Source organism: Urechidicola sp. KH5 (assembly GCF_054661455.1).
On sequence record NZ_BAAFSW010000001.1, the window covers coordinates 718327 to 740130 of the forward strand.

Annotated in this window: 20 protein-coding genes; 4 read left to right on the plus strand and 16 right to left on the minus strand. The window is 33.1% G+C overall.

The window, feature by feature from the left end:
* Window positions 1-46 precede the first annotated feature (46 nt).
* Entirely contained in the window at window positions 47-205 is a 159-nt protein-coding gene (locus ACYQ5R_RS03300) for a YqaE/Pmp3 family membrane protein (protein WP_460189483.1), read from the plus strand.
* Window positions 202-894, plus strand: a complete 693-nt coding sequence (gene lipB / locus ACYQ5R_RS03305) for a lipoyl(octanoyl) transferase LipB (protein WP_460189484.1) — start codon at window positions 202-204, stop codon at window positions 892-894. The genes ACYQ5R_RS03300 and lipB overlap by 4 nt, the downstream gene beginning before the upstream one ends.
* Here the strand turns inward: lipB and ACYQ5R_RS03310 are convergent, their stop codons facing one another.
* Window positions 895-1944 (minus strand): nucleoid-associated protein, encoded by a 1050-nt coding sequence (locus tag ACYQ5R_RS03310; protein WP_460189485.1) that lies wholly within the window; start codon window positions 1942-1944, stop codon window positions 895-897.
* A gap of 58 nt (window positions 1945-2002) precedes the next feature.
* Window positions 2003-2602: a ribonuclease HII gene (locus ACYQ5R_RS03315; RefSeq protein WP_460189486.1), complete on the minus strand. Its 600-nt coding sequence runs from the start codon at window positions 2600-2602 to the stop codon at window positions 2003-2005.
* Window positions 2603-2700: 98 nt separating this feature from the next.
* Here ACYQ5R_RS03315 and ACYQ5R_RS03320 point away from each other — a divergent pair, with 98 nt between their 5' ends.
* The gene (locus ACYQ5R_RS03320) at window positions 2701-4668 is read left to right on the plus strand and encodes a putative porin (RefSeq protein WP_460189487.1); all 1968 of its coding nucleotides are present in this window, start codon (window positions 2701-2703) and stop codon (window positions 4666-4668) included.
* Here ACYQ5R_RS03320 and ACYQ5R_RS03325 read toward each other — a convergent pair.
* From ACYQ5R_RS03325 to rsgA, 8 genes are all read right to left on the minus strand, one after another.
* The gene (locus ACYQ5R_RS03325; protein ID WP_460189488.1) at window positions 4661-5401 is read right to left on the minus strand and encodes a DUF3784 domain-containing protein; all 741 of its coding nucleotides are present in this window, start codon (window positions 5399-5401) and stop codon (window positions 4661-4663) included. The genes ACYQ5R_RS03320 and ACYQ5R_RS03325 overlap by 8 nt on opposite strands.
* An 11-nt stretch (window positions 5402-5412) precedes the next feature.
* Window positions 5413-7128 (minus strand): M28 family peptidase, encoded by a 1716-nt coding sequence (locus ACYQ5R_RS03330; protein WP_460189489.1) that lies wholly within the window; start codon window positions 7126-7128, stop codon window positions 5413-5415.
* 4 nt (window positions 7129-7132) lie between these two features.
* The gene (gene nhaC, locus ACYQ5R_RS03335; protein WP_460189490.1) at window positions 7133-8617 is read right to left on the minus strand and encodes a Na+/H+ antiporter NhaC; all 1485 of its coding nucleotides are present in this window, start codon (window positions 8615-8617) and stop codon (window positions 7133-7135) included.
* Between the two features lie 99 nt (window positions 8618-8716).
* Window positions 8717-9355 carry a YceI family protein gene (locus ACYQ5R_RS03340; protein WP_460189491.1) on the minus strand — a complete coding sequence of 213 codons (639 nt, stop codon included), beginning with the start codon at window positions 9353-9355 and terminating at the stop codon, window positions 8717-8719.
* A 210-nt stretch (window positions 9356-9565) separates the two neighbouring features.
* Window positions 9566-11515 (minus strand): DUF3857 domain-containing protein, encoded by a 1950-nt coding sequence (locus ACYQ5R_RS03345; protein WP_460189492.1) that lies wholly within the window; start codon window positions 11513-11515, stop codon window positions 9566-9568.
* Window positions 11516-11535: 20 nt separating this feature from the next.
* The gene (locus tag ACYQ5R_RS03350) at window positions 11536-13446 is read right to left on the minus strand and encodes a DUF3857 domain-containing protein (RefSeq protein ID WP_460189493.1); all 1911 of its coding nucleotides are present in this window, start codon (window positions 13444-13446) and stop codon (window positions 11536-11538) included.
* Between the two features lie 61 nt (window positions 13447-13507).
* On the minus strand, window positions 13508-13960 hold the full coding sequence (dtd, locus tag ACYQ5R_RS03355; protein WP_460189494.1) for a D-aminoacyl-tRNA deacylase: 453 nt from the start codon (window positions 13958-13960) through the stop codon (window positions 13508-13510).
* Window positions 13957-14898, minus strand: coding sequence for a ribosome small subunit-dependent GTPase A (gene rsgA, locus ACYQ5R_RS03360; RefSeq protein ID WP_460189495.1), 942 nt, complete (start codon window positions 14896-14898; stop codon window positions 13957-13959). The genes dtd and rsgA overlap by 4 nt, the downstream gene beginning before the upstream one ends.
* An 89-nt stretch (window positions 14899-14987) precedes the next feature.
* On the opposite strand from rsgA, the gene ACYQ5R_RS03365 reads away from it, so the two are divergent.
* A complete protein-coding gene (locus ACYQ5R_RS03365; RefSeq protein ID WP_460189496.1) occupies window positions 14988-15446 on the plus strand; it encodes a hypothetical protein in 459 nt (152 codons plus the stop codon).
* A 36-nt stretch (window positions 15447-15482) separates the two neighbouring features.
* Here the strand turns inward: ACYQ5R_RS03365 and ACYQ5R_RS03370 are convergent, their stop codons facing one another.
* From ACYQ5R_RS03370 to ACYQ5R_RS03395, 6 genes are all read right to left on the minus strand, one after another.
* Entirely contained in the window at window positions 15483-16565 is a 1083-nt protein-coding gene (locus ACYQ5R_RS03370) for a chorismate mutase (protein ID WP_460189497.1), read from the minus strand.
* Between the two features lie 46 nt (window positions 16566-16611).
* A complete protein-coding gene (locus tag ACYQ5R_RS03375; RefSeq protein WP_460189498.1) occupies window positions 16612-17481 on the minus strand; it encodes a prephenate dehydrogenase in 870 nt (289 codons plus the stop codon).
* A complete protein-coding gene (locus tag ACYQ5R_RS03380; protein ID WP_460189499.1) occupies window positions 17478-18626 on the minus strand; it encodes a pyridoxal phosphate-dependent aminotransferase in 1149 nt (382 codons plus the stop codon). The genes ACYQ5R_RS03375 and ACYQ5R_RS03380 overlap by 4 nt, the downstream gene beginning before the upstream one ends.
* Complete coding sequence (locus ACYQ5R_RS03385; protein WP_460189500.1) at window positions 18626-19444, minus strand: prephenate dehydratase; 819 nt, start codon at window positions 19442-19444, stop codon at window positions 18626-18628. The genes ACYQ5R_RS03380 and ACYQ5R_RS03385 overlap by 1 nt, the downstream gene beginning before the upstream one ends.
* A gap of 305 nt (window positions 19445-19749) precedes the next feature.
* Entirely contained in the window at window positions 19750-20892 is a 1143-nt protein-coding gene (locus ACYQ5R_RS03390) for a lactonase family protein (protein WP_460189501.1), read from the minus strand.
* A 307-nt stretch (window positions 20893-21199) separates the two neighbouring features.
* The gene (locus ACYQ5R_RS03395; RefSeq protein ID WP_460189502.1) at window positions 21200-21712 is read right to left on the minus strand and encodes a fasciclin domain-containing protein; all 513 of its coding nucleotides are present in this window, start codon (window positions 21710-21712) and stop codon (window positions 21200-21202) included.
* Window positions 21713-21804 lie beyond the last annotated feature (92 nt).

Below are 21804 nucleotides of genomic sequence, written 5' to 3' on the forward strand. Positions count from 1 at the left end.
AGTTAATAGAATCATGGTTTTTAAATACTTTTAATTTAATTTATATATGAGTTGTTTAAGAGTATTATGTGCCATATTATTTCCGCCGCTAGCGGTTTTTGATAAAGGTTGCGGATCTATAATTATTGTTTTTCTATTGACTTTATGCGGATGGATTCCGGGAGTAATTGCTGCTCTCATTATTCTAAACAATCCAGATAATTGAAAAAGGTAAGCATACAAGATTTAGGACGCAAAGACTATAAAGAAACGTGGGATTATCAAACTGTTTTATTTCAAGAAACAGTAGATACTAAATTTGAGAATCGCAAAAACAATACAGAAGTACCTACTAAGAATCACTTTTTATATGTAGAACATCCTCACGTTTATACTCTAGGTAAAAGTGGAGACCTTTCCAATCTTTTATTAAACGAAACACAGTTAAAAGAAAAAGGCATTGATTTTTATAAAATCAATCGTGGTGGTGATATTACCTATCATGGCCCAGGTCAAATTGTGGGCTATCCTATTTTAGATTTAGAGAACTTTTTTACAGATATTCACAAGTATCTCCGTTTACTAGAAGAAACTATTATTCTAACGATTGCTGAATACGGATTAAAAGGAACACGTAGTGATGGCGAAACTGGTGTTTGGCTGGATGTTGGAACGCCATTTGCTAGAAAAATTTGTGCTTTAGGTGTACGTGCTTCACGTTGGGTTACCATGCACGGTTTTGCATTAAATGTCAATACCAATTTAGGATATTTTGATCATATTATACCCTGTGGTATTAAAGGTAAAGCAGTAACTTCTCTTCAATTAGAATTGGGTAGAGAAATACCTATAGAAGAAGTAAAAGAAAAAATTAATAAACACTTTTCTGCTCTATTTGAAGCGGAATTGGTTTAGCTATTTTTCTTCATTAAAGTACACTTTATAATACTTCATTTTCTTTTCTTCGTCGTAGCCACGTTCCATATATTCTGTTGGCGCATCAGGAGCGTCTACATCTATCTTGATTTGAATATTGGTGTCTAGCTTGATTTCAGATTTGATTTTAGATTTTTCTTTCTTCAACACCAATTCAGAAACCGGAAAATCATTTCTAATCAACACATCATGTAAAGTTTCGTATTGCTTTTTATACGATTCAAACTGCTCTTTTTGGTTATCGTCTTCAAACAACTCTTCTTTAAAGTTGTGCACATTTACATGATCATTCTCCTTAAAGTAGTCTACCGAACTCGCTAAAAATTTACTGCGTTCTTGATGTCCATAATCTGGTTTCAATATCTCATCACTAAATTCTTTACACAGCTCAATATAATTTTGGGTGTGCAAGTTGGCATCGTCAGCAAACTTTATGTTTAAGAAATTTTTTGTCCAATACTGCGCGTCATAATTGTTGTTATCTACACTCAATACTGTCTTACCTTCATCGTCTGTATAATTAACAATCAAACAGCCTTTATCTAGTTTTTTCGTACTGATTCCTTTCTGCACAAACACATCAAAATTGTCTTCTTCTAAGTATGTTTGAAAGAAGTCTATTTTATTTTCAATTTTAAAAATACCAAGCGCATTGGTAATTACATCTTTATACTCAATATCTTCAAACAATGCTATAATTACATCACCTGTTTTAATTTGTGCAGAATTAGACTGTTCGTATAAATGGTTTACAATATGCTTAGATGTTTCAACAAACTCATCTGGCGATTTTAGCAACTCTGTTGCGTAATTGTTGATTTCGTTTAACTCTATATTGGCATGATGACTAAAACGATAACTCTGCGAAACATTACCAAAAGGACGCAATAAAAATGGCAACATTAATTCATAACTCTCTTGATCAAAAGTTACTGGGTTTTCAGAAAAAGCGTTTGTTGCACTGTTGAATTTATTTCCAACTTTATGGATAATAAATTTAGAAATTGCTGCTCTCGATCTTTTAATCATGCCAATAGTTTTAAGGTCAGCAAAAATACATTTTCACCCACAAAATTGAAACATGATTCTAAAATAGTTTCAATTGCTCTTCAGGTAATAATCGAAATGATTTACGGTGATATTCAGTAGCACCATGTTCTAAAATAGCTTTACGGTGTGCTTTTGTTGGATAGCCTTTGTTCTTATTCCAATCGTACATAGGAAACTCTTGATGAATTTTCTCCATGTAATCATCTCTATACGTTTTTGCCAACACAGATGCTGCCGCAATATTCATATATTTTCCGTCTCCTTTTACTACTGTTTGATGAGGAATATCTTTATAAGGCTTAAATTTATTACCATCTACAGCAATATATTCTGGAATTGTTTTTAGTTGATCAATAGACAAATGCATTCCTAAAATTGAAGCTTGTAAAATATTGATCTCATCAATTTTTTGAGGACTAACAAACGCTACTCCCCATGCAATGGCCTTTTTTTCTATAATGGGCCTTAACTCCATTCTGTGTTTTTCAGAAAGCTGTTTCGAGTCGTTCAAAAGAGGATGTGAAAATCCATCGGGCAAAATAACTGCAGCTGCAACAACAGGTCCAGATAAACAACCTCTACCCGCCTCATCAGTGCCAGCTTCTAATGTTTTATGTTGAAATCTTAAGTCTAGCATTAACCAAATATTCCGTCTAAAAATAAGTCTTTTTTGCAAATAATTTCAATGGAAGTTATTCGTTTAAAAACTTTACCTTTGCTGCATTAACAAGCATTATGAAAAACATTTTATTGGTCTTTTTTTGTGTACTGTTTTCTGGTACGCTTATTGCTCAAAGCAAATCTAAAACTGGATTGACAAAAGAACAATATTACAGTAATGATATAAGCACGCAACGTCAAGATTCACTTTATAATAATCGGCAAGAGATTACCGTAGAATTAGATGGTGAAACCTCTATTAACGATTACAAAATAATTACCTACGAACGCGATACTTTTTTGATAGATACCACTTTAACTATGAAAAAGTATTACAAATTTAATTTCGTAAGAAAAGACGATTTTGAATACATGCCATTTCACAACCAGGGTCAACAATACAATAGTTTAGGATATGATTTTTTAGGAACTTCATACATCCCAAAAATGGGGATGACTGCTAAGCACATTAATTACAAAGAAGTTAAAGATGTAGTATACTACCATGTTCCTACCCCTATTACCGAATTACAATGGCGCACCGGTTTAAAGCAAGGACAGACACTGGATGCTAAATTTGCCATGAATATGTCTCCAAATCTAAATGTTTCGTTTTCTTTTAAGGGACTTCGTTCTTTAGGTAAGTATCGAGAAACCTTAGTAAGTAATGGTAATTTTAGAACCACTTTTAATTACTTCACTAATAATAAGCAATATTACATTAGAGGGCATTTTGTTTCTCATAAATATCGTTTTGAGGAAAATGGTGGACTAACAGATGAGTCTGTTGAATTGTTTGAAAGTGGCGATTCTGATTATACGGATAGGGGTCGATTGGAAGTAAATTTTGATGATGCTGAAAATAGAATTTTAGCAAAACGCTATCATTTTGAGCATGATTATAAAATTTTTAAAGAAAAAGATTCTGTCAAAAATCAATCAAATTTAAAAGTTGGTCATCATTTCAGCTATGAAACCAAACATTACGAATACAAGCAAACCCAAAATGATTTATTAGGTGATTCTTATGATAGTTCCATAAACGATGACACTGGACTTCGAACTATGAATAACATGGCATTTATCGACATTATTTCGCCATATGTTCTAGGTACAATTAAGGGTAAAGCTTCTTATTATTATTACAATCATTACTTTAATGGAGAAGTGCATTTAGGAAATGGTTCTATTGTTGAAAGGCAATTAGAGGGAGATGCTATTTCTATTGGAGCAGAATGGGATGCACATATTGGAGATTTCAATTTACAAGCCGATATATCAAGTATTGTAGTCGGAGATATTAATGGTAATACATTGGCGGCAGCGGCAACTTATGCAACAGATAGCGTATTTAGTGTAACAGCAAGCATACAAAATGTATCAAAATCACCAGATTTTAATTTTTTACATTTTCAAAGTGATTATGTAGACTATAATTGGCAAAACACTAATTTCGATAACATTCAAACTAGTAGCCTAGCTCTAGATTTTAACTCTGTTCAATGGTTTAATGTTTCAGGTAGTATTCATCAAATTAAGAACTTTACTTATTTTGATCATGACTCAAAGCCACAACAAGCCAATGAGAATGTTGCGTATTATAAAATTAAAGCTGAAAAAACATTTAATTTCTTTAGACGTATGTCTATAGAAAACACAATCATGTATCAAAATGTTACAAAGGGCGCAGATTATTTAAGAGTGCCAACATTTGTTACAAGAAACTCTTTGTATTATAGCAACCACATCTTTAAAAAGAAACCAATGTATCTTCAAACTGGTATTACCTTTAAATACTTTAGTGAATACCAGATGAATGCGTACGACCCTGTATTGAGTGAATTTTATTTACAAGACCAGGATTATGGAGGATTTCCAATGTTTGACTTTTTTGCCAATGCACGTGTAAGAACAATGCGCATCTTTTTTGCCTTAGAAAATATTACTGCTGGTTTTACAGGACGAAATTATTACAGTGCTCCATTGCATCCTTATCGCGACTTTACGGTGCGTTTGGGTATTGTTTGGAATTATTTTATCTAGAATTTTTAGATTCTAATTCTAATATTTGTTCGAACTCCTCAAAAGTACCCGAAACATATATTGGTTTTTCTTTCATACGTTTAATTCCAATTACTGGTTGAGAAGTATCATTTATTAAGAGTAAAACATCTCCAGAAGCAGTTTTAAAATTCCCCTTTTTAATCTTGTCAATTGCAAAACCATTTCTTTTGGTTGCTTTAAACTTAGAAAAGTCTTCAAAATAATGAATTTCTACTAACTCACTAGATTGTACAGTGAGTCCATATGAACCTGTAATAGTAATAGCATTTTCTGAAAATTGAATTTTGGTTTCCTCTAATCCTCTAAAGAAAAGACCTGCAATAACTAATGCCATTACAACTAATGAGACAGCTGCTAATTGGTACATTCGTTTTCTATTTTCGTCAAACTCCTTCGAGTTATATATAAAATAGGCATAGGCAAACAAAGGGTACAAACCTATAAATAAACCTAAATATCTCGTGCCAAATAACAATCCAACTAATGTTCCAACAGCTATAAAAGAAACACCTAAGTATAAATGAAACTGCTTAAATCTTTTTAAATATGCTTCAATCGGAAACTTTGCTTGTTTTTCAGCACTCATTGTATTATAACCAGATAAGAGCAACTTAGCATTACTTTTATTCAGTAAAAATGCCATACCAATAAACAAGGCTCCAATACCCAACATTACAAAGAACATTTGATCTGTAAAAATGGAATATGTCATAGTAATTTTATTTATAGATTATTCAATTCCTCAATTTTAGAAGAAGTAAGTAAATTCAATTGATTGGTGGCACTTTCAATTGCTTTTTTTAATTGTTCTTGATCTGCATTTGAGATATCAGAAACAGATTGTATCGCTGCAACATACCATTTATTCCAAGATTTAAGAATTAATAATTCACTTTCCAATTCGCCTCCATTCTTAATTATATCAGCACTTAAAATAAATTCATCTTCTATTCTACTAGCCGCTCGTTCTTCTAGTAATTTTAAAATTTCTAATGCCGTTAGCGTATCTGCATTTAATAAAGTAAAAGCACTTACCAACGCACCTGTTCCAACATTTCTCAATGTCTCTTGGGACACTTTGTCTAAGCGATCGTTATCGGTATGATAAAACTGATCAGTAAAATGCCATAATAATAAACCAGGAATATTTTCTTTTAAAAACGGTATATGATCGCTCCCTCCTTCAAATGGATTGGTATTTACTTCCCAGTTTGCAAATGCACCTTGTTCCTCAAAAATTGAAATCATAAAATCGTTGAAATAATGAGGCATCATATCTTCTTCTTTTAAAACCTCACCTCCCCATTCTGAGTGCTTATCTTTACCTCGTGTCCAGATTGCACTAGGATCAGGCATTTTTTCAATCAAAAAAGAGCCCCCAGTTATGGAAGTGTTCTCCCCAACCATATCCAAACTTAATCCCCAATTAATTATAGAATTGCGTTTTTCTTTTTCTTTTACATACCTGCGAGTTGAAATAATTTCATCTCCCCATAGCATGACTAAAGTTCGTTTTGTATCTAACTCACCTGCGTTAATTTTAGAAGCAGCTAATTCAGCCATTTCTAATTGCACTCCTACTCCAGTTGCATTATCGTTAGCACCTGGTTCTTGAATATGAGCGCTCATTACCAAACTTTCTTCCGGCAATTCACTTCCTATAATAGATGCAATTATGGTAAGCTCTTTAGAAGGGTAAATTTTAGTTTCAATAGTAACAGCAACTTCTAGAGATCCTTTCTGCAATTCTGTTTTTAATGCTTCTTTTGCTTTATACGATAAGGCGATGCCCCAAACAGGATAATCTTTGTTAAACGGAATTGCTCTAAATTGTATTGAAGTATCATTTTTCTCAGGTTGTAAATACGCAGGATTATTATATGTAATTAAACCAATTGCTCCTCCCTCTAAAATTGCAGTTTCATACAATCTATAGGGACTCATTTCTGCAAAGACAATCTTTCCTTCTACATCTATCGTTTCAAAGTCTTTCATATCATGAATATGAATAACCTCGCTTTTTACTCCCTCAGAAGGAGTAGATGAAGAATTCAAATAGACCATATTTCTATTTGTAATTTGTTCTAATATTGGAGCATCTTGTCCAACGATTTGTAGCGATGCACTCACTGGTTCCCAAGTTGGATTGCGCATCTCGCGCTCTTCTATTCGATATACCAATCTGTCTGACTCTGTTGCATTAGATTCTAAAACATAGCCCGCCTTTTTCAGTTTTTCTTCTATGTAATACACTGAATTATTAAACCCTGAATTTCCAGCAATTCTCCAATACTTTTCAACGAAAGTAGTGGTTTCATAGGCTGAATTACCTGTATAACTTGATCTAAAAAGTTCGAAATATTGTTTGCTTATAGATTGTTCTTTTGAACACGATATCAAAATAAATACAGTTAAAATCGAAAAGACTAGTTTCCTCATGAATCTATGCTTTTACTAATTGCTTTATTTTAATTCTAAAAGCAGCAAAAATCAATGTCATAAACGGACTTAACCAATTAAAAACAGCATAAATAGCATAGTCAAAAACAGGTACTCCTAATACACCAGATTGGTAGGCACCACAAGTATTCCATGGAATTAACACGGATGTAACCGTACCAGAATCTTCTAAGGTTCTACTTAAATTTTCTGGTGCCAATCCTTTATCTTCATATGCTTTAGCATACATCTTACCAGGAACAACAATTGCTAAATATTGATCTGAGGCTGTAAAGTTTAACCCGATACAGGTAAAAACTGTAGATGCAAATAATCCGAAGATGGAATCAAATAAATTCAACATAAACTTACTTATAGCAGCTAAAGCCCCAATAGCATCCATTATCCCACCAAATACCATGGCGCATAGTATTAACCATACGGTACCCAACATTTTACTCATTCCTCCAGCTGTAAACAAATCTGCTAATATTTCATTATCTGTAGGCACTGAAACTTTTACCGTTATAGCATCCATCACTCCTCTATATGCTGATACCAAATCTAGCCTTTCAACACCGGCTATAGTAGCTACCACTTGTGGTTGAAATATTAAAGCAAAAATGGCTCCTAAAATAGTACCTGCCAATAAAGCAACTAAAGGTGGTGTTTTCTTGACGATAAGAAATACAACGGCAGCTGGCACTAGAAATATCCACCCAGTAACATTAAATGCTTTTTCTATATCTGTCAACATTGCAGAGGTTTCTGCCTCTCCAGTCGTATTTAAGGTTAAGCCAATTATTACAAAAACAACTAAACTTATTAAAACCGTTGGAACCGTAGTGTAAGTCATGTACTTTATATGCGAAAATAAAGTTGCACCCGCCATGGCCGGGGCTAAATTTGTAGTATCAGACATTGGTGACATTTTATCACCGAAATATGCCCCAGACAATACTGCTCCTGCCGTCATACCTATCGAAATTCCCAAGGCATCACCAATACCAATAAGCGCTATACCTACGGTTGCAGAGGTAGTCCATGAACTTCCCGTTGCAATAGAAATAACCGCACAAATTACTAAGCAGGCTGCGAGAAAAATAGTGGGATTCAAAATTTTGAGTCCATAATATATCATAGAAGGAATAATACCACTTATAAGCCAAGTACCCGCCAAAGCACCAACCATTAATAATATAAGAATTGCCCCTGCAGTAGATTTAACATTTTCTGCAACCTCTTCTATCATGGTTTTGTATGAAACCTTATTAAAAAATCCAACAACTGCGGCAGCGGCGGCACCCAACAACAGTACAAACTGATTACTACCACCTAGTGCATCATCTTTAAAAACCGATACGTTAAAAGCTAATAAAGCAATCAATACCACAACAGGTATCATTGCTTCACCAATACTTAATTCTTTGTTGTCAATTATTCTTTGCCCTCCTGCTTCAAAAGATTCGAGGTTGTCTTTGTTTGCCATAAAGTAGTTATTAAGAGTTCCAAATTACGGCTTTTTTGGGCACAAAAAAAAGTCTGAGTAGTGAACCACTCAGACTTTAAAGTAATTAGATTTTTTAATTTATTTTGACGCTTTTACTATAAAGCTCATTTCAAATAAATCATCTATTGATTTTTCTTTAATTACGTCTGCTAACTTTGTAGACTTATATTGAATTCCGAATTCTGTTCTATCTACTTTAAAGGCATCACTTGTAATTACCATTGCACCATCTACTGTTGAAACAGCTGCAGGAATTGTAATGTTTTTAGTAATTCCTTTTACAGTTAAGTTTCCACTAATATTAATTTTTGCCTCAGCTTTAGCAACTTCAGTAATTTCAAAAGAAGCAGTTGGAAATTTTTCTACTTCAAAGAAATCTCCAGATTTTAAATGCTCTACTAATTTTGCATTATACTCATTATCGGCTGGCATATCTGTAACTACAATTGAGTTCATATCAAATGTAAAGGTACCTCCTACCAAATTTCCATCAGCAGTTTTAAGAGTTCCCTCTGTAATTGTTACTGTTCCAAAGTGTTCTCCAGTTGGTTTAAATCCTTTCCAATTAACTTCTGAAGCTGTAGTATCAACAGCAATATCTGCAGCGGCAACTTCCTTTACTTCTTTAGCATCAGATGTTTCAACTTTGTTTTTACTATCAACTTTACAAGAAAATGCAGTAGCAGCGATTAATAAAGCAACTATAATTTTTTTCATTATTTGAGTTTTAAAATGTTTCTGGTGCTAATATAAAAAATAATTTAAATATATTCCTAGGAAAATAATTTTATTTTAATGAAAAACCTCCTTAAAAAATAAGGAGGCTTCAAAAGTTTTATGGAATCTGAATGATACTCGGAAGTTCATCAATTATTCAACGTAAGAATTTGAATATTAGTATGTAATAGACTCATAATCTTTATAAAATTATCCTTCCACAGGAACCAAAACAATTTTCTCCGTTTGTTTTGATATCATTAATTGATAAAATCCTTTCAATTCTTCGTAATTAAATCCAGAAATAACACCTGCATTTATTTCGAACATAGAAGTAACTTGAATCTTGTTTCCCACTACTTTTACTCTATATATAAATGTACCTAGTTTATCCGTCATTCCCACAGCAACATCTTCTGGCAAAGCTTCTACCGCAAAACCTGCTGGAATGGTAATATTAACAATATTTTTATTTTGGAATGGAGATCCGAAATCTACTGGATACTCTCTTTTTTCCAATTTAAATGGATTCTCCGTGTTAGCTAAAAATAACAAAGGAGAAAAATACAATTTACCACCAATCTCTTCTACAGCATCTTCCTTTTCGAACTTATACATTTCAACCACAGGCTTAAAAACATCATCTCTATTGGACAAGCGGAAGTTTACTATTTCAATATCATCATCTTGCGATTCAATTTGACTGATTAAATCCTCTTCATCTAAACGACCTTTTCGTTTTCTGTAATTTAAAGCTCTAAGATTATCATATTTACGTCTATTCATTCCAGTCACAAAACCATCTTCTTCCAATTTATAAGAAAGATTGCTTTCTGTAGTAGATTTTAAATTTGAGCCAAGATCTGTATACCCAATGGTTTTGTTTTTTCTTACAATTATACCTTGATAATTTACCGCTCTCAAAGGCAATAAATTTGGTTTACTATATTTTTCTGATGCATCCAATAAAACTTGCCCTTTTGGTGTTTCTATTACTGCAATTACGTAATTAATTTTATCGGTGGTAGGAAATAATGGAATACCTCTACTTCTTGTAGTTATTAGTACAGGGTTTGCATTTAAGCCTAATTCTCTTAAGAGGGCCACCAAATTCAGATTTATATCGCCAATATTTCCTGCACCTTCCCTAAGAGCTTTTTTCAATCCATTTTGCGGATATTCTCCATAGTTACCATTCCAAGCAATTTTAGATTTTATATAGTCTAAGGCTGCAGCAGATTTGGATTCAGTCGTTTGATATTTAGTCATTAATTCTAATGCCGCTTCTTTTAAATGACCACTTCTACTTAATTGACCACCAAAATTATCTGAATTATAAATGTCTTTTGCAATTTCTTCCCAACTTGTCGCGTAATTCTGATAAATACCAAGTTTAGGTGCTGTTAATGCTACCACTTCTAATTCTAAACCAGTGGCATAATTCCAAATATTATCAACATAAGGTTCTACTTTTAAGGCCGGAATATTAGACTCCACTACGGTTATAACTTGGTTACGAATATCCAAATCTATATTTGAATCATATGATTCTTTAATATTAAACGGAATATACCCTTTTTGAAGTTTTCTAAATTTGTACCACTCTAATAATTTTAATGTTGCCTCATACCTTTTAACAGGAATATCCAATTGAATTTCTAATGGATCTATTTGAGACAAAAATGGCGATATTATTGTGTATGACCATTCTATAACAGATCCTGGTTTAAGGTTAGGCATTGTAAATTTCTTAACTTTCAACCTTTCGCTTAAATTTTGTGTTTTAATTGCTTTCTTTTCAAGTTTGGTACTTACTATTTTATCTCCTTCCAAATTATATGTTACAGCTTTAAAACTACCTGCAGATTCTGCATTAGAATTAGAACCCATATATAGAAAAACTTCTTCTGTTGCATGATCAAAACCTTCTTTATCATACAGTTTCATTCTAACATGAATATCAGTAACAATTTCTAAGCCGCTACCCGTTGATCTTGTATGGGTACGTCGCTTTTTATATAATACAGCCGCATTTGCACTGCTATCTAAAGGATAAAATTGCTCTTGCAATTCTTCTTTTGATACTTTACCAAATTTGTAGTTTTGTGCATTCATTGGCAATATAATAGCCAATAGCACAGCAAAAATAATTGCTCTCATGATGTTTATTGGTTGGTTAATTATTGTTTTATAAGTACGATTTTAGATTTATCACTTTTCACGATTTTTCTGTAAAAGTTTCTAAAATCTGTATACTGTTCTTTGCTGTAGTTTCCTGTTTTAAATAGTAATTTTCGAGTTATTTTCAATTTATTATTTTCTAACGATTCAAAGGTTGTTTCGTAATTACCATATTCTGTTTCTACCTTTATATCTTTGGCCATTGCTTCAACTGTATATCCATTAGGCAGCTGCATTTCAACCTCATCTACATCATAAAAACCCCGAGTAATTTCTATAGGCAATTTTCGATCTCTTACACGTCTTGGAGCAGACTCTATAACATTAAAAACGTTTAAGGGAATAATCATTCTTGTACCACTAATAACTCCATAATTAGTTGCTATAAAATCTATTTCTTCTTCGAATTGAGAACTCTTTTTATTATTAGTTACTGCTATTTTTCTCAGCTCAATATTGTTAATGTTGCTAAAAAATTCTTTATAAAGTTTCTCGTTCTCTTTTTCATTATTACTAGCAGCTCTTAATCTATTGTCAAATTGTGAACCCTTACTTATAATAGAAACTTCTGCTTCTAAATTTCCATCGGCTCCTACACGAACATTTCCATTTGTGTACTGGCTATTCTCTCTATCGTCATATATTCTAGTGTGCTTAATTACACCTCCTTCTGGCTTTATTACTAGTACGTCTCTATCATCTGTAAAACCTGCAATTTCTCCAAACGGAACATCTTGACTTGTACATTCTAACCAAATATCTCCTTCTTCTGTAGGCAAATTTAAAATCACATGATTGCCTTGCATTGAAAATATTTCTTTTTCAACATTTATTTTAGATTCATCTCCCCAAAGCACCGTATAGTAAGATTCCACACCTACTGCTTTTAATAGCATTAATGTATAATTGGTGAGGGCTTTACAATCTCCGTATTTCAATCTATGAACTTCATCCGCAGGGAAAGGTGTCCAACCACCAATACCTTCTTGAATACTAATGTATCGCACTCTATTTTGCACATATTCATAAACAATTTTAGCCTTATCAATTGGGTCTTCTACCCCTGCAACTAGGTTTTTAATTTCTCTTGTATTTTCTTCAGAAATAGATCCGCTACCATTTTTTAAATTTATGTATCTCCACTTTCCAAACTCTTGCCAGTTAGCAGCTGAACCCTTAACTCCTTCTAATGCAAAATCAGATATACCAAAATAAGCAATTGGCAAAAAATCTGCTATATCTGGGGCATATGGTTCATAGGCCATGGCTGGAAGATTAAGCGTTGTATATGTAATCTTATTAGGAGTTTCATTAATTTCGATATTATCATACCCTTCGAAATTTTTATGATATTTTCTGAATCCTATATCAGTTGGATAGGTAATTGACATTACAGAACTTTCAATACTTGTATAGTAACTCCCCAAATAATACCATTTAGGGATAAATGCAGTACTAGATTTTACTTCTCGCTTTTTATAATGTATTGTATATGGATAAGAGGTTGGTGTATATTTATAACTTAAATACCTACCATCATTAAATAAAGAAAATCCATCATAAGCGCTTCTATCTTCAAAATCTCGCTTTTTAAATTTATGTATTTCATTACCCATGGCATCGTAAACAACACCGCTAATTTGCTCAATCTTTCGAGAATCATCATGATATACATTAATCGAACTAAATCTATCACCTAATTTATTCAAAACGGTAATCGCGTATTCAGTTTCAGTAATCATATGATCCTGAGACTTAATTTCGATGTGCATATCATCTTTTCTAACAACTACATTGGCATTCTCCTTTAATTCAGGAGAAATAGTTAATACATTGTATTGAAATTCTTGGGTGTAAGAAGTAGATATGGAAAGGCATAAAGCCATCGCAATAAAATACTTGCGTATCATAGGAAATGTCTGTTGGTTAGTTTTCAGTAAATGTATAGTTTTACCGAATTATCCACAACAATTACTGCCTGTTTTTTGAATCAATGATAATAGTTACGGGACCATCGTTAATTAATGATACTTTCATATCTGCGCCAAATTCTCCAGTTCCAACCTTTTTATCAATGGCTATCTCTAAATCTGAAACAAACTTTTCATACATAGGAATTGCTATTTCTGGTTTTGCCGCATTTAAATAAGACGGTCGATTTCCTTTTTTTGTACTAGCCTGTAACGTAAATTGACTTACTACAATAACATCTCCGTTTTGCTGTAATAAGGATTCATTCATTACCCCGTTTACATCATTAAAAATCCGAAGATTGATGACCTTTTTAATCAACCAATCAATATCCTCTTCATCATCATTATGGGTAACACCAAGTAATACCAACAACCCCTTTTCAATTGCGCTAATTACAATTCCATCTACAGTTACAGAAGCTTCAGAAACTCTTTGAACTACAACTTTCATTTTTCATATTGGTTTACACGGTAATTCTCTTCTTCGCCATTCAACATTTGCAAATAACTAAAATATCTAGATGGCGCAATCCTATCTTCTTCTAGCGCCTTTTTTACAGCACATTTAGGTTCTTTTTGGTGCAAGCAATTGTTGAACTTACAATCTTTCTTTAAGGCAAAGAATTCAGGAAAGTAATCTGTTATATTTTGAGGCTCAAAATCAACAACTCCAAATCCTTTAATACCTGGAGTATCAATAATAAATCCACCAAAAGACAGTTCATGCATTTCTGCAAAGGTTGTTGTATGCTGCCCTTGTTTGTGTTGTTTAGAAATTTCTGCTGTTTTAATCTTTAACTCAGGTTCTATAGCATTTACCAAGGTACTTTTACCAACCCCGGAGTGACCTGAAAACATTGAAACCTTATTCTTCATTAACGCTTTAACTACATCAACATTCACATTTTCTATAGCAGATATTTCTATACACTCATACCCAATATTATTATAGATTTCATATAACTCTTCTACCATTTCTAACTGATCGTCATCATAGGTATCCATCTTATTAAATAGAATTACTGAGGTAATATTATAGGCTTCAGCTGTTGCTAAAAATCGGTCTATAAAACCTGGAAAAGTTGGAGGATTATCAATCGTCACCAATAAAAAGGCAATATCTATATTTGCCGCAATTATATGAGTTTGTTTAGATAGGTTTACAGATTTACGAACAATATAGTTTTTTCTATCATGTATGCGTTGTATAACACCCTTTTCCTTTTGAGGTTCTAGCTCAAAATCTACAATATCTCCTACTGAAACAGGATTGGTACTTTTTATACCTTTCATTCTAAACTTACCAGGTATACGGCACTCATATATTACCCCTTCCTCTGTTCTTACATAGTACCAACTACCTGTAGACTTTGTTACTAACCCTGTCATAAAATACTGCCTAAAACTAAATTACAAAATAACACTTTATTCAAACAATTAGTCCTATCTTTCCATAATTAATTTCAAACTTTCCGAACATGAAAAAAATCTTTTTTGCCTTATTGTTAATTGTTATTTGCAGCTCTGATATTGTTGCACAAGTTGAATATAAGGTTGTTACAGCAGTCGAGTCTTTGGTAACAAGTGGAGTTGGTAGATCTAGAATTATAGATGCCAATGAAGAAAAAAACTATGAGGACTATACTACAATTAGAACAGACGATAAAAATACTGACAAAAAAAATAAGTCTGACAGAGGAGATATTAGAATGCGAAATTATGAAGAAACTAAATTGTTAAACTTCTATAACATTACAGGTATACGCTTTCAGAACATTGCTGCTAACGATGCGGTAATGACTTCTAAAATCAACAAACTAGTTTCTGAAGGATGGGAACTTGCTTTTGTAAATACAGGTGTTGAAAGTGACGCGGGAAAAGGTGATGGAAATGCCATTTTTATTACTCGATACATATTTAAACGCAACATTCAATAAATTAAAAGGCTCGCAATTGCGAGCCTTTTTTTATTCTTAAGATTTTAAAATCTTTTCTTGATGATTAATTGATTCTTGGTGAATGGCTTTAAACATTCTCAAAACAAATTCTTCACTTAATCCTTTACTCTCCCCTTCTAAAATCATACGTCCTAAAATTTCATTCCAACGGTTAGATTGTAAAACGGCAATATTACCAGATTTTTTCAAAGTCCCTATATCATCAGATATTTTCATGCGCTTACCAAGAGTTTCAATTAAACCATTATCAATAACATCTATCTGAGCTCTTAAATTCGATAATTTATGTTGGTACTCGGCTTCTTCACTACTCTCTTTTCTTATTTTCAAATCTTTCATAATTTGAACTAGAGAAGTTGGTGTTACTTGTTGAGCAGCATCACTCCAAGCATTGTCTGGATCGAAATGGGTTTCAATCATCAATCCATCAAAGTTTAAATCTAAAGCAGTTTGTGAAACGTCAAAAATCATATCACGCTTTCCTGTAATATGTGATGGGTCACAAATCAATGGTAAATCTGGAAACTTATTCTGTAATTCAATAGCCAATTGCCACTCAGGAATATTACGGTATTTTGTTTTCTCATATGTTGAGAATCCTCTATGAATAACTCCTAAGTTTTTGATATTAGCAGTATACAAACGCTCAATACCTCCTAACCATAAAGCTAAATCCGGATTTACAGGGTTTTTTACCAATACAATTTTATCAGTTCCTTCTAATGCATCTGCAATTTCTTGAACAATGAAAGGACTCACTGTAGAACGAGCTCCAATCCATAACAAATCGATATCGTGCTCTAATGCTAATTTAACATGGGCTGCATTTGCTACTTCTGTAGCAGTTTTCATACCAGTTTCTGCCTTTACTTTTTGCAACCACTTCAAACCTAAAGCTCCCACTCCCTCGAAGTTTCCAGGACGCGTTCTCGGTTTCCAAATACCTGCTCTAAAGTAATTTACATCGGTATCTTTTAGCTCATGTGCTATTTTTAATACTTGCTCTTCAGTCTCTGCACTACATGGCCCTGCTACTACGAGTGGATGATCCAAGTTCAATGCATCCAACCATGATCTCATTTCTTTTTTGTTTTCCATTATTCTATTTTTACTTGTTTTGAGTTGCCAAAGATATTGACAATTTTTAATTAATATGTTTATGTTTGTTGTTGATTCCGTTTAAGATATCTTTTAAATGATTGGTTTCTTCCATCACCTTATACAAGGCGTCTAAATCATTTTTTTCTATCAATTCTTTAAAGTCTTTCAAATTCGCAATGTAAGTAGAAAGTGCTTTTAATAAATTCTTTTTATTCTCACTAAATATAGGTGTCCATGTTGCAGGTGAGCTTTTAGCCAATCGCACAGTAGATTCAAATCCAGAACCAGCTAAATCAAAAATATTTTGCTCATTCTTTTCAATCTCTAAGACTGTTTTACCCAACATAAAAGAACTCACATGCGAAAGGTGTGAAACATAGGCAATATGTCTGTCATGCTCCACCGGACTCATATATTTATATTCTAAGCCTAAAGCATCAAAAATATCAAATGCTTTATTTGCTAAACTTCTTTTTGTTTTTTCTAGTTCACAAATGATATTAACTTTTCCATCAAACAACCCTTCTAAGGCCGCTTCTGGACCAGAAAATTCTGTGCCAGCAATTGGATGTACTGCTAAAAACTGGTTTCTTTTTGGATGGTTCTTCAGCGCCAAACAAATATCTTCTTTTACAGACCCCACATCAAAGACTATTGTGTCTCCCCCAATAGCATCTAGAACTTCTGCACAAATTGATGCAATTGAATGAACAGGCGTTGCTATAATAACAGCATCTGCTTTTGTAACATCTGCAATGGTACCAACACTATCTATAAAACCAATTTCTTTGGCTCTGATACCGTGTTCTTCATTTGCGTCAACACCAACAATATGACTCCCAAATGCCTTTTTTATATCAACGGCAAAAGAGCCACCAATTAAACCAAGTCCTATCACTACAACATTCTTCATGATACTACTCTTTTTAAAGCTTCTAACAATTGATCTTCACTTACACACAAAGAAAATCTAATATATCCTTCTCCATTAGAACCAAATACAGTACCAGGAGTTATAAAAATGTTTTTATTGTACAACAAATCGTCTACTATTTCTTGCGTTTTTACACCCTCTGGTAATTTAGCCCACACAAACATTCCCACTGCATTGGTATCATATTTACAGTTTAAAGCATCTAAAATTTCATATACAATTTCTCTACGCTTTGCATAAATACTATTAATATTTGCATACCATTTATCAGATAATTGCAACGCAGTAATGGCTCCTTGCTGAATACCGTAGAACATACCAGAATCCATATTACTTTTTACCTGTAATACTGATTGTATTAAATCTTTATTTCCTAATAACATTCCTACACGCCATCCTGCCATGTTAAATGTTTTGCTCAAAGAGTTTAACTCGAGTGCAACTCCATCTGCTCCTTTTACAGAAAGCATACTTAACGGATTATTGTTTAAAATAAAACTATAAGGATTATCATTGACCAATAAGATATTATGAGCTCTTGCAAAATCAACAAATTTCTGATACAGTTCTATAGAAGCATTCGCTCCTGTTGGCATATGAGGATAATTAACCCACATGATTTTTACTTTAGACAAATCTTTTTTTGCCAAAGCATCAAAATCTGGTTGCCAGTCATTGCTAGCTTCTAAATCGTAAAAAACAGGTTTGGCACCCAATAAATTTGTAACTGATGTATATGTTGGATACCCAGGGTTTGGAATCAACACCTCATCGCCTTCATTTAAAAAGGCCATAGATATATGCATGATTCCTTCCTTAGAACCCATAAGAGGCAAAACTTGATTTACAGGATTCAAATCAACTCCATAACTTTTTTGGTAAAAAGCAGCAATTACCTCCCTTAGTTTTGGCAAGCCTTGGTACGACTGATATCCGTGTGCTTTTTCAAATGTTAGCGAGTCTTTTATGGCAGACAAGACTCCTTCTGACGGTGCCAAATCTGGGTTACCTATTGCAATATTTAATATAGGCTTGCCTTCTGCCACTAATTGAGCCACCTCTCTTAATTTAGTTGAGAAGTAGTACTCTTTTACCTCTTGTAATCTCTTTGCCTTTGCAATCATTATCGCTTACTTTTTTTGTACTCTCCTAATATTTTTATCGACTCTACTTGATGAGCAATTTCTTCTAAACTTTTCTCATAATTTTTATAATCATCAAAAACTAAATCTGCAAAGAATGCATAGCGCCAAGGTGTTTCAATTATTGGCATAGACTGAATCTTAGACAAACTCACATTATTCTCTCCAAAGGTGGTAAGTATTGTACCTAAACTTCCCGCTTTATGAGAAGCAGTAAATCTAATTGAGGCTTTATTTCCCTCTTCAAAACGCACCTCTTCATTTCTATCTAAAACAAAAAAACGCGTTGCATTATTCTTAATGGTTTGAATACTTGGCGCGAGAATGTCCAGGTCATAAATATCCGCAGCCAATGTACTTGCAATAGCTGCTATACCTTTCAGTTGACCCTCTTGAATTCTCTTTGCCGTTTCCGCGGTATCTTTATCTTCAACCAACTTTATTTGAGGGTAATTCTCAAAAAACTGAGCACATTGCAACAACGCCATCGGGTGTGAATGCACCTCTTTAATATCATGAATATCTTGACCTTTTAACGCCATTAAGTTTTGTTGAATCCCTAAATGAAACTCTCCAATAATATTTAATTGATATTTATCAATCAAAGCATAGTTTGGCAATATAGAAGCCGCAATAGAATTTTCTATGGCCATAACCAATGCATCTGCTCTATTGTTAATCAATAGTTTTGGCATTTCAGAAAATGTCATGCACTCTATCAACTCAAAATCTTCGTTAAAAAACTCTTGAGCTACGATATGGTGAAATGATCCTTTTGTTCCTTGTATTGCTACTCTCATTATGCACAAAAAAAAAGTCTCGACTTAAAAACTTCGAGACTTTACTAATTTATTTTGTTATTATCTTAAACACACAAAGCCTCTATCTCTTATTGAAAAAATAAAAGTAGAAATAGTTAAAAAACCAAGTGCGTTGTACTGTCATTGTTTTGTTATTGAGGGACAAATCTAAAAATTAAAATTAAAAATACAACAAGTGCTTTATATTTTTAGCAAATAAAAACTTTAACCTTGTTTGTATTAGTAATATATTACTTTTGACACATAGTATTTATCACAAATTCAAAAATCTGATTATCAGAAAATTAAAATTTCAAGCAAACAGGCATAGACATTTCTAATTCATGTCCACTAAAAGTTAGCACACCTGTTGACGCATCTCTATTAAATACTACAATGTTATTTGAAAGTTGATTGGCAACAAGCAAAAATTTCTCGTCAGGAGAAAGCGTAAAGTTTCTTGGCCAATTTCCTCTTACTGATTCATGTCCCATTAAAGTTGGCATACCATCAGTATCTACTTTAAATATTGCAATATTATTCGGACCTCTGTTGGTAATGTATAAAAACGATCCATCTTTCGTCATATGAATGTCGGCGCTAGAATTTTCGCCTTCAAAACCTTCTGGCAAGGTACTAATAGTATTAATTGCAGTCATTAAGCCTGTATTCAAATCTACTTTTGCAGTTGTTACTGCTCCTGTTAATTCATTTACAATATAAACCAATGGCTTGTTTGGATGAAACTCTATATGTCTAGGGCCTGCTCCACCTTCTAATTTTAAAGCAGTTTGTTTTTCTCCAACTGCCTTTCTATTTTCTCCTATTTTGTATAAGGCAATTTCATCAATACCTAAGTCCACAACATAGATAAACTCATCTTTATAAAAAGTTGCAAAATGGGCATGTGGTCCTTCTTGTCTTGCAGTATTCGGTCCCTTGCCTTCATGTTGACGCATTTCAGGTGATTCTGATAATGCACCATTCTCATCTATTGCATAAATAGCGGCATTTCCTGATGAATAATTTGCAACTACTACCAAATCATTCGACTCATTCAAACTAATATGGCAAGGATGCATTCCGTTTGTAGGCGCTTCATTAATCAATTCTAAAGAAGTTTGATCTGCATTCCATTTGAAGACCATTGCTTTGCCCTCTCCATCTTCTGCAACAGCATATATCTTAGACCTATCTTTACTAATCGCAATATATGAAGGATTTGAAGCTTTTGCAATTAATTGAGGTGTGGCTAAAGCTCCTGTTTCAGCATTAAATTCTAATTTATAAATGCCTTCACTCGATTCTCCAGTGTAGGTACCTACAATAATATCTTGAGTTTTCTCCACAACTTCTTCTATTTCTTCTGATTTATTTTTGTTTGAACAGCCCGTAATTAAGGTTGCAAACAAAATAGCGCAACATGATTTTGCTAATAGTAATTTCATAGTTTAAATAGTTAAGGCGCTAAAAGTAACAATTCAACTAGAGAATTGAATAGTTCTTTAATATTAATTTTCAAAGGGAACAAATTATTTAACTATTCAAAAAAAAGAAGCGGGTCTTAAAAAAGATAGTGGGAATGAGTCCAAAAGAATATATAAAAACGTACTCCTCAAATTAATTATTTCGACCAGGTTATCTTACTATTAAATGATAATCCAATAAATAGTAAACTCCTCTATTATGTCGAATAAAAAAAGCCCTCGAATAACTCAAGGACTTTTTCGGCGGTTTAATAATTAGAGAGATGTTTTATTTAGGCATTACAACATCGCTAATCACATGAATTACTCCATTATTAGCTGTTACATCTGTTGCTACAATTTGGCTATACGCACCATTTTGATCTTGTAGCCAAATCTTACCATCTTTTTGTAGCACCTTTAATTTTTGACCGTTTAGGGCAGTAACTTCCACCTCACCATTTCCCTTTTCTAAAGCCCCAGCAACATCTTTAGCCATAAGCTTACCTGAAACTACATGATAAGTTAAAATGTTGCTTAATGCTTTTTTGTTAGCTGGTTCTAAAAGTGAATTTAGAGTGTTAGCATCAATTTTATCGAAAGATGCATTGGTTGGGGCAAATACTGTAAAGGGTCCGTCACTTTGCAAAGCTCCTACTAAGTCTGCTGCCTTTAAGGCCGCAACTAAAGTTGAAAAATCATCGTTACCCACAGCCACATCAACAATTGTTTTTTGTGCTGAAATCGATTGGCTTACAAATAAGGCAACACTTACAAATAGAATAGAAAATACTTTTTTCATGATAATATTATTTAAGTTAAAAATCTCCACTTCTAATGTGGATTCAATCTATTTACACCTCGTCTTTTTTAATAGATGAGCTACATTCTTTT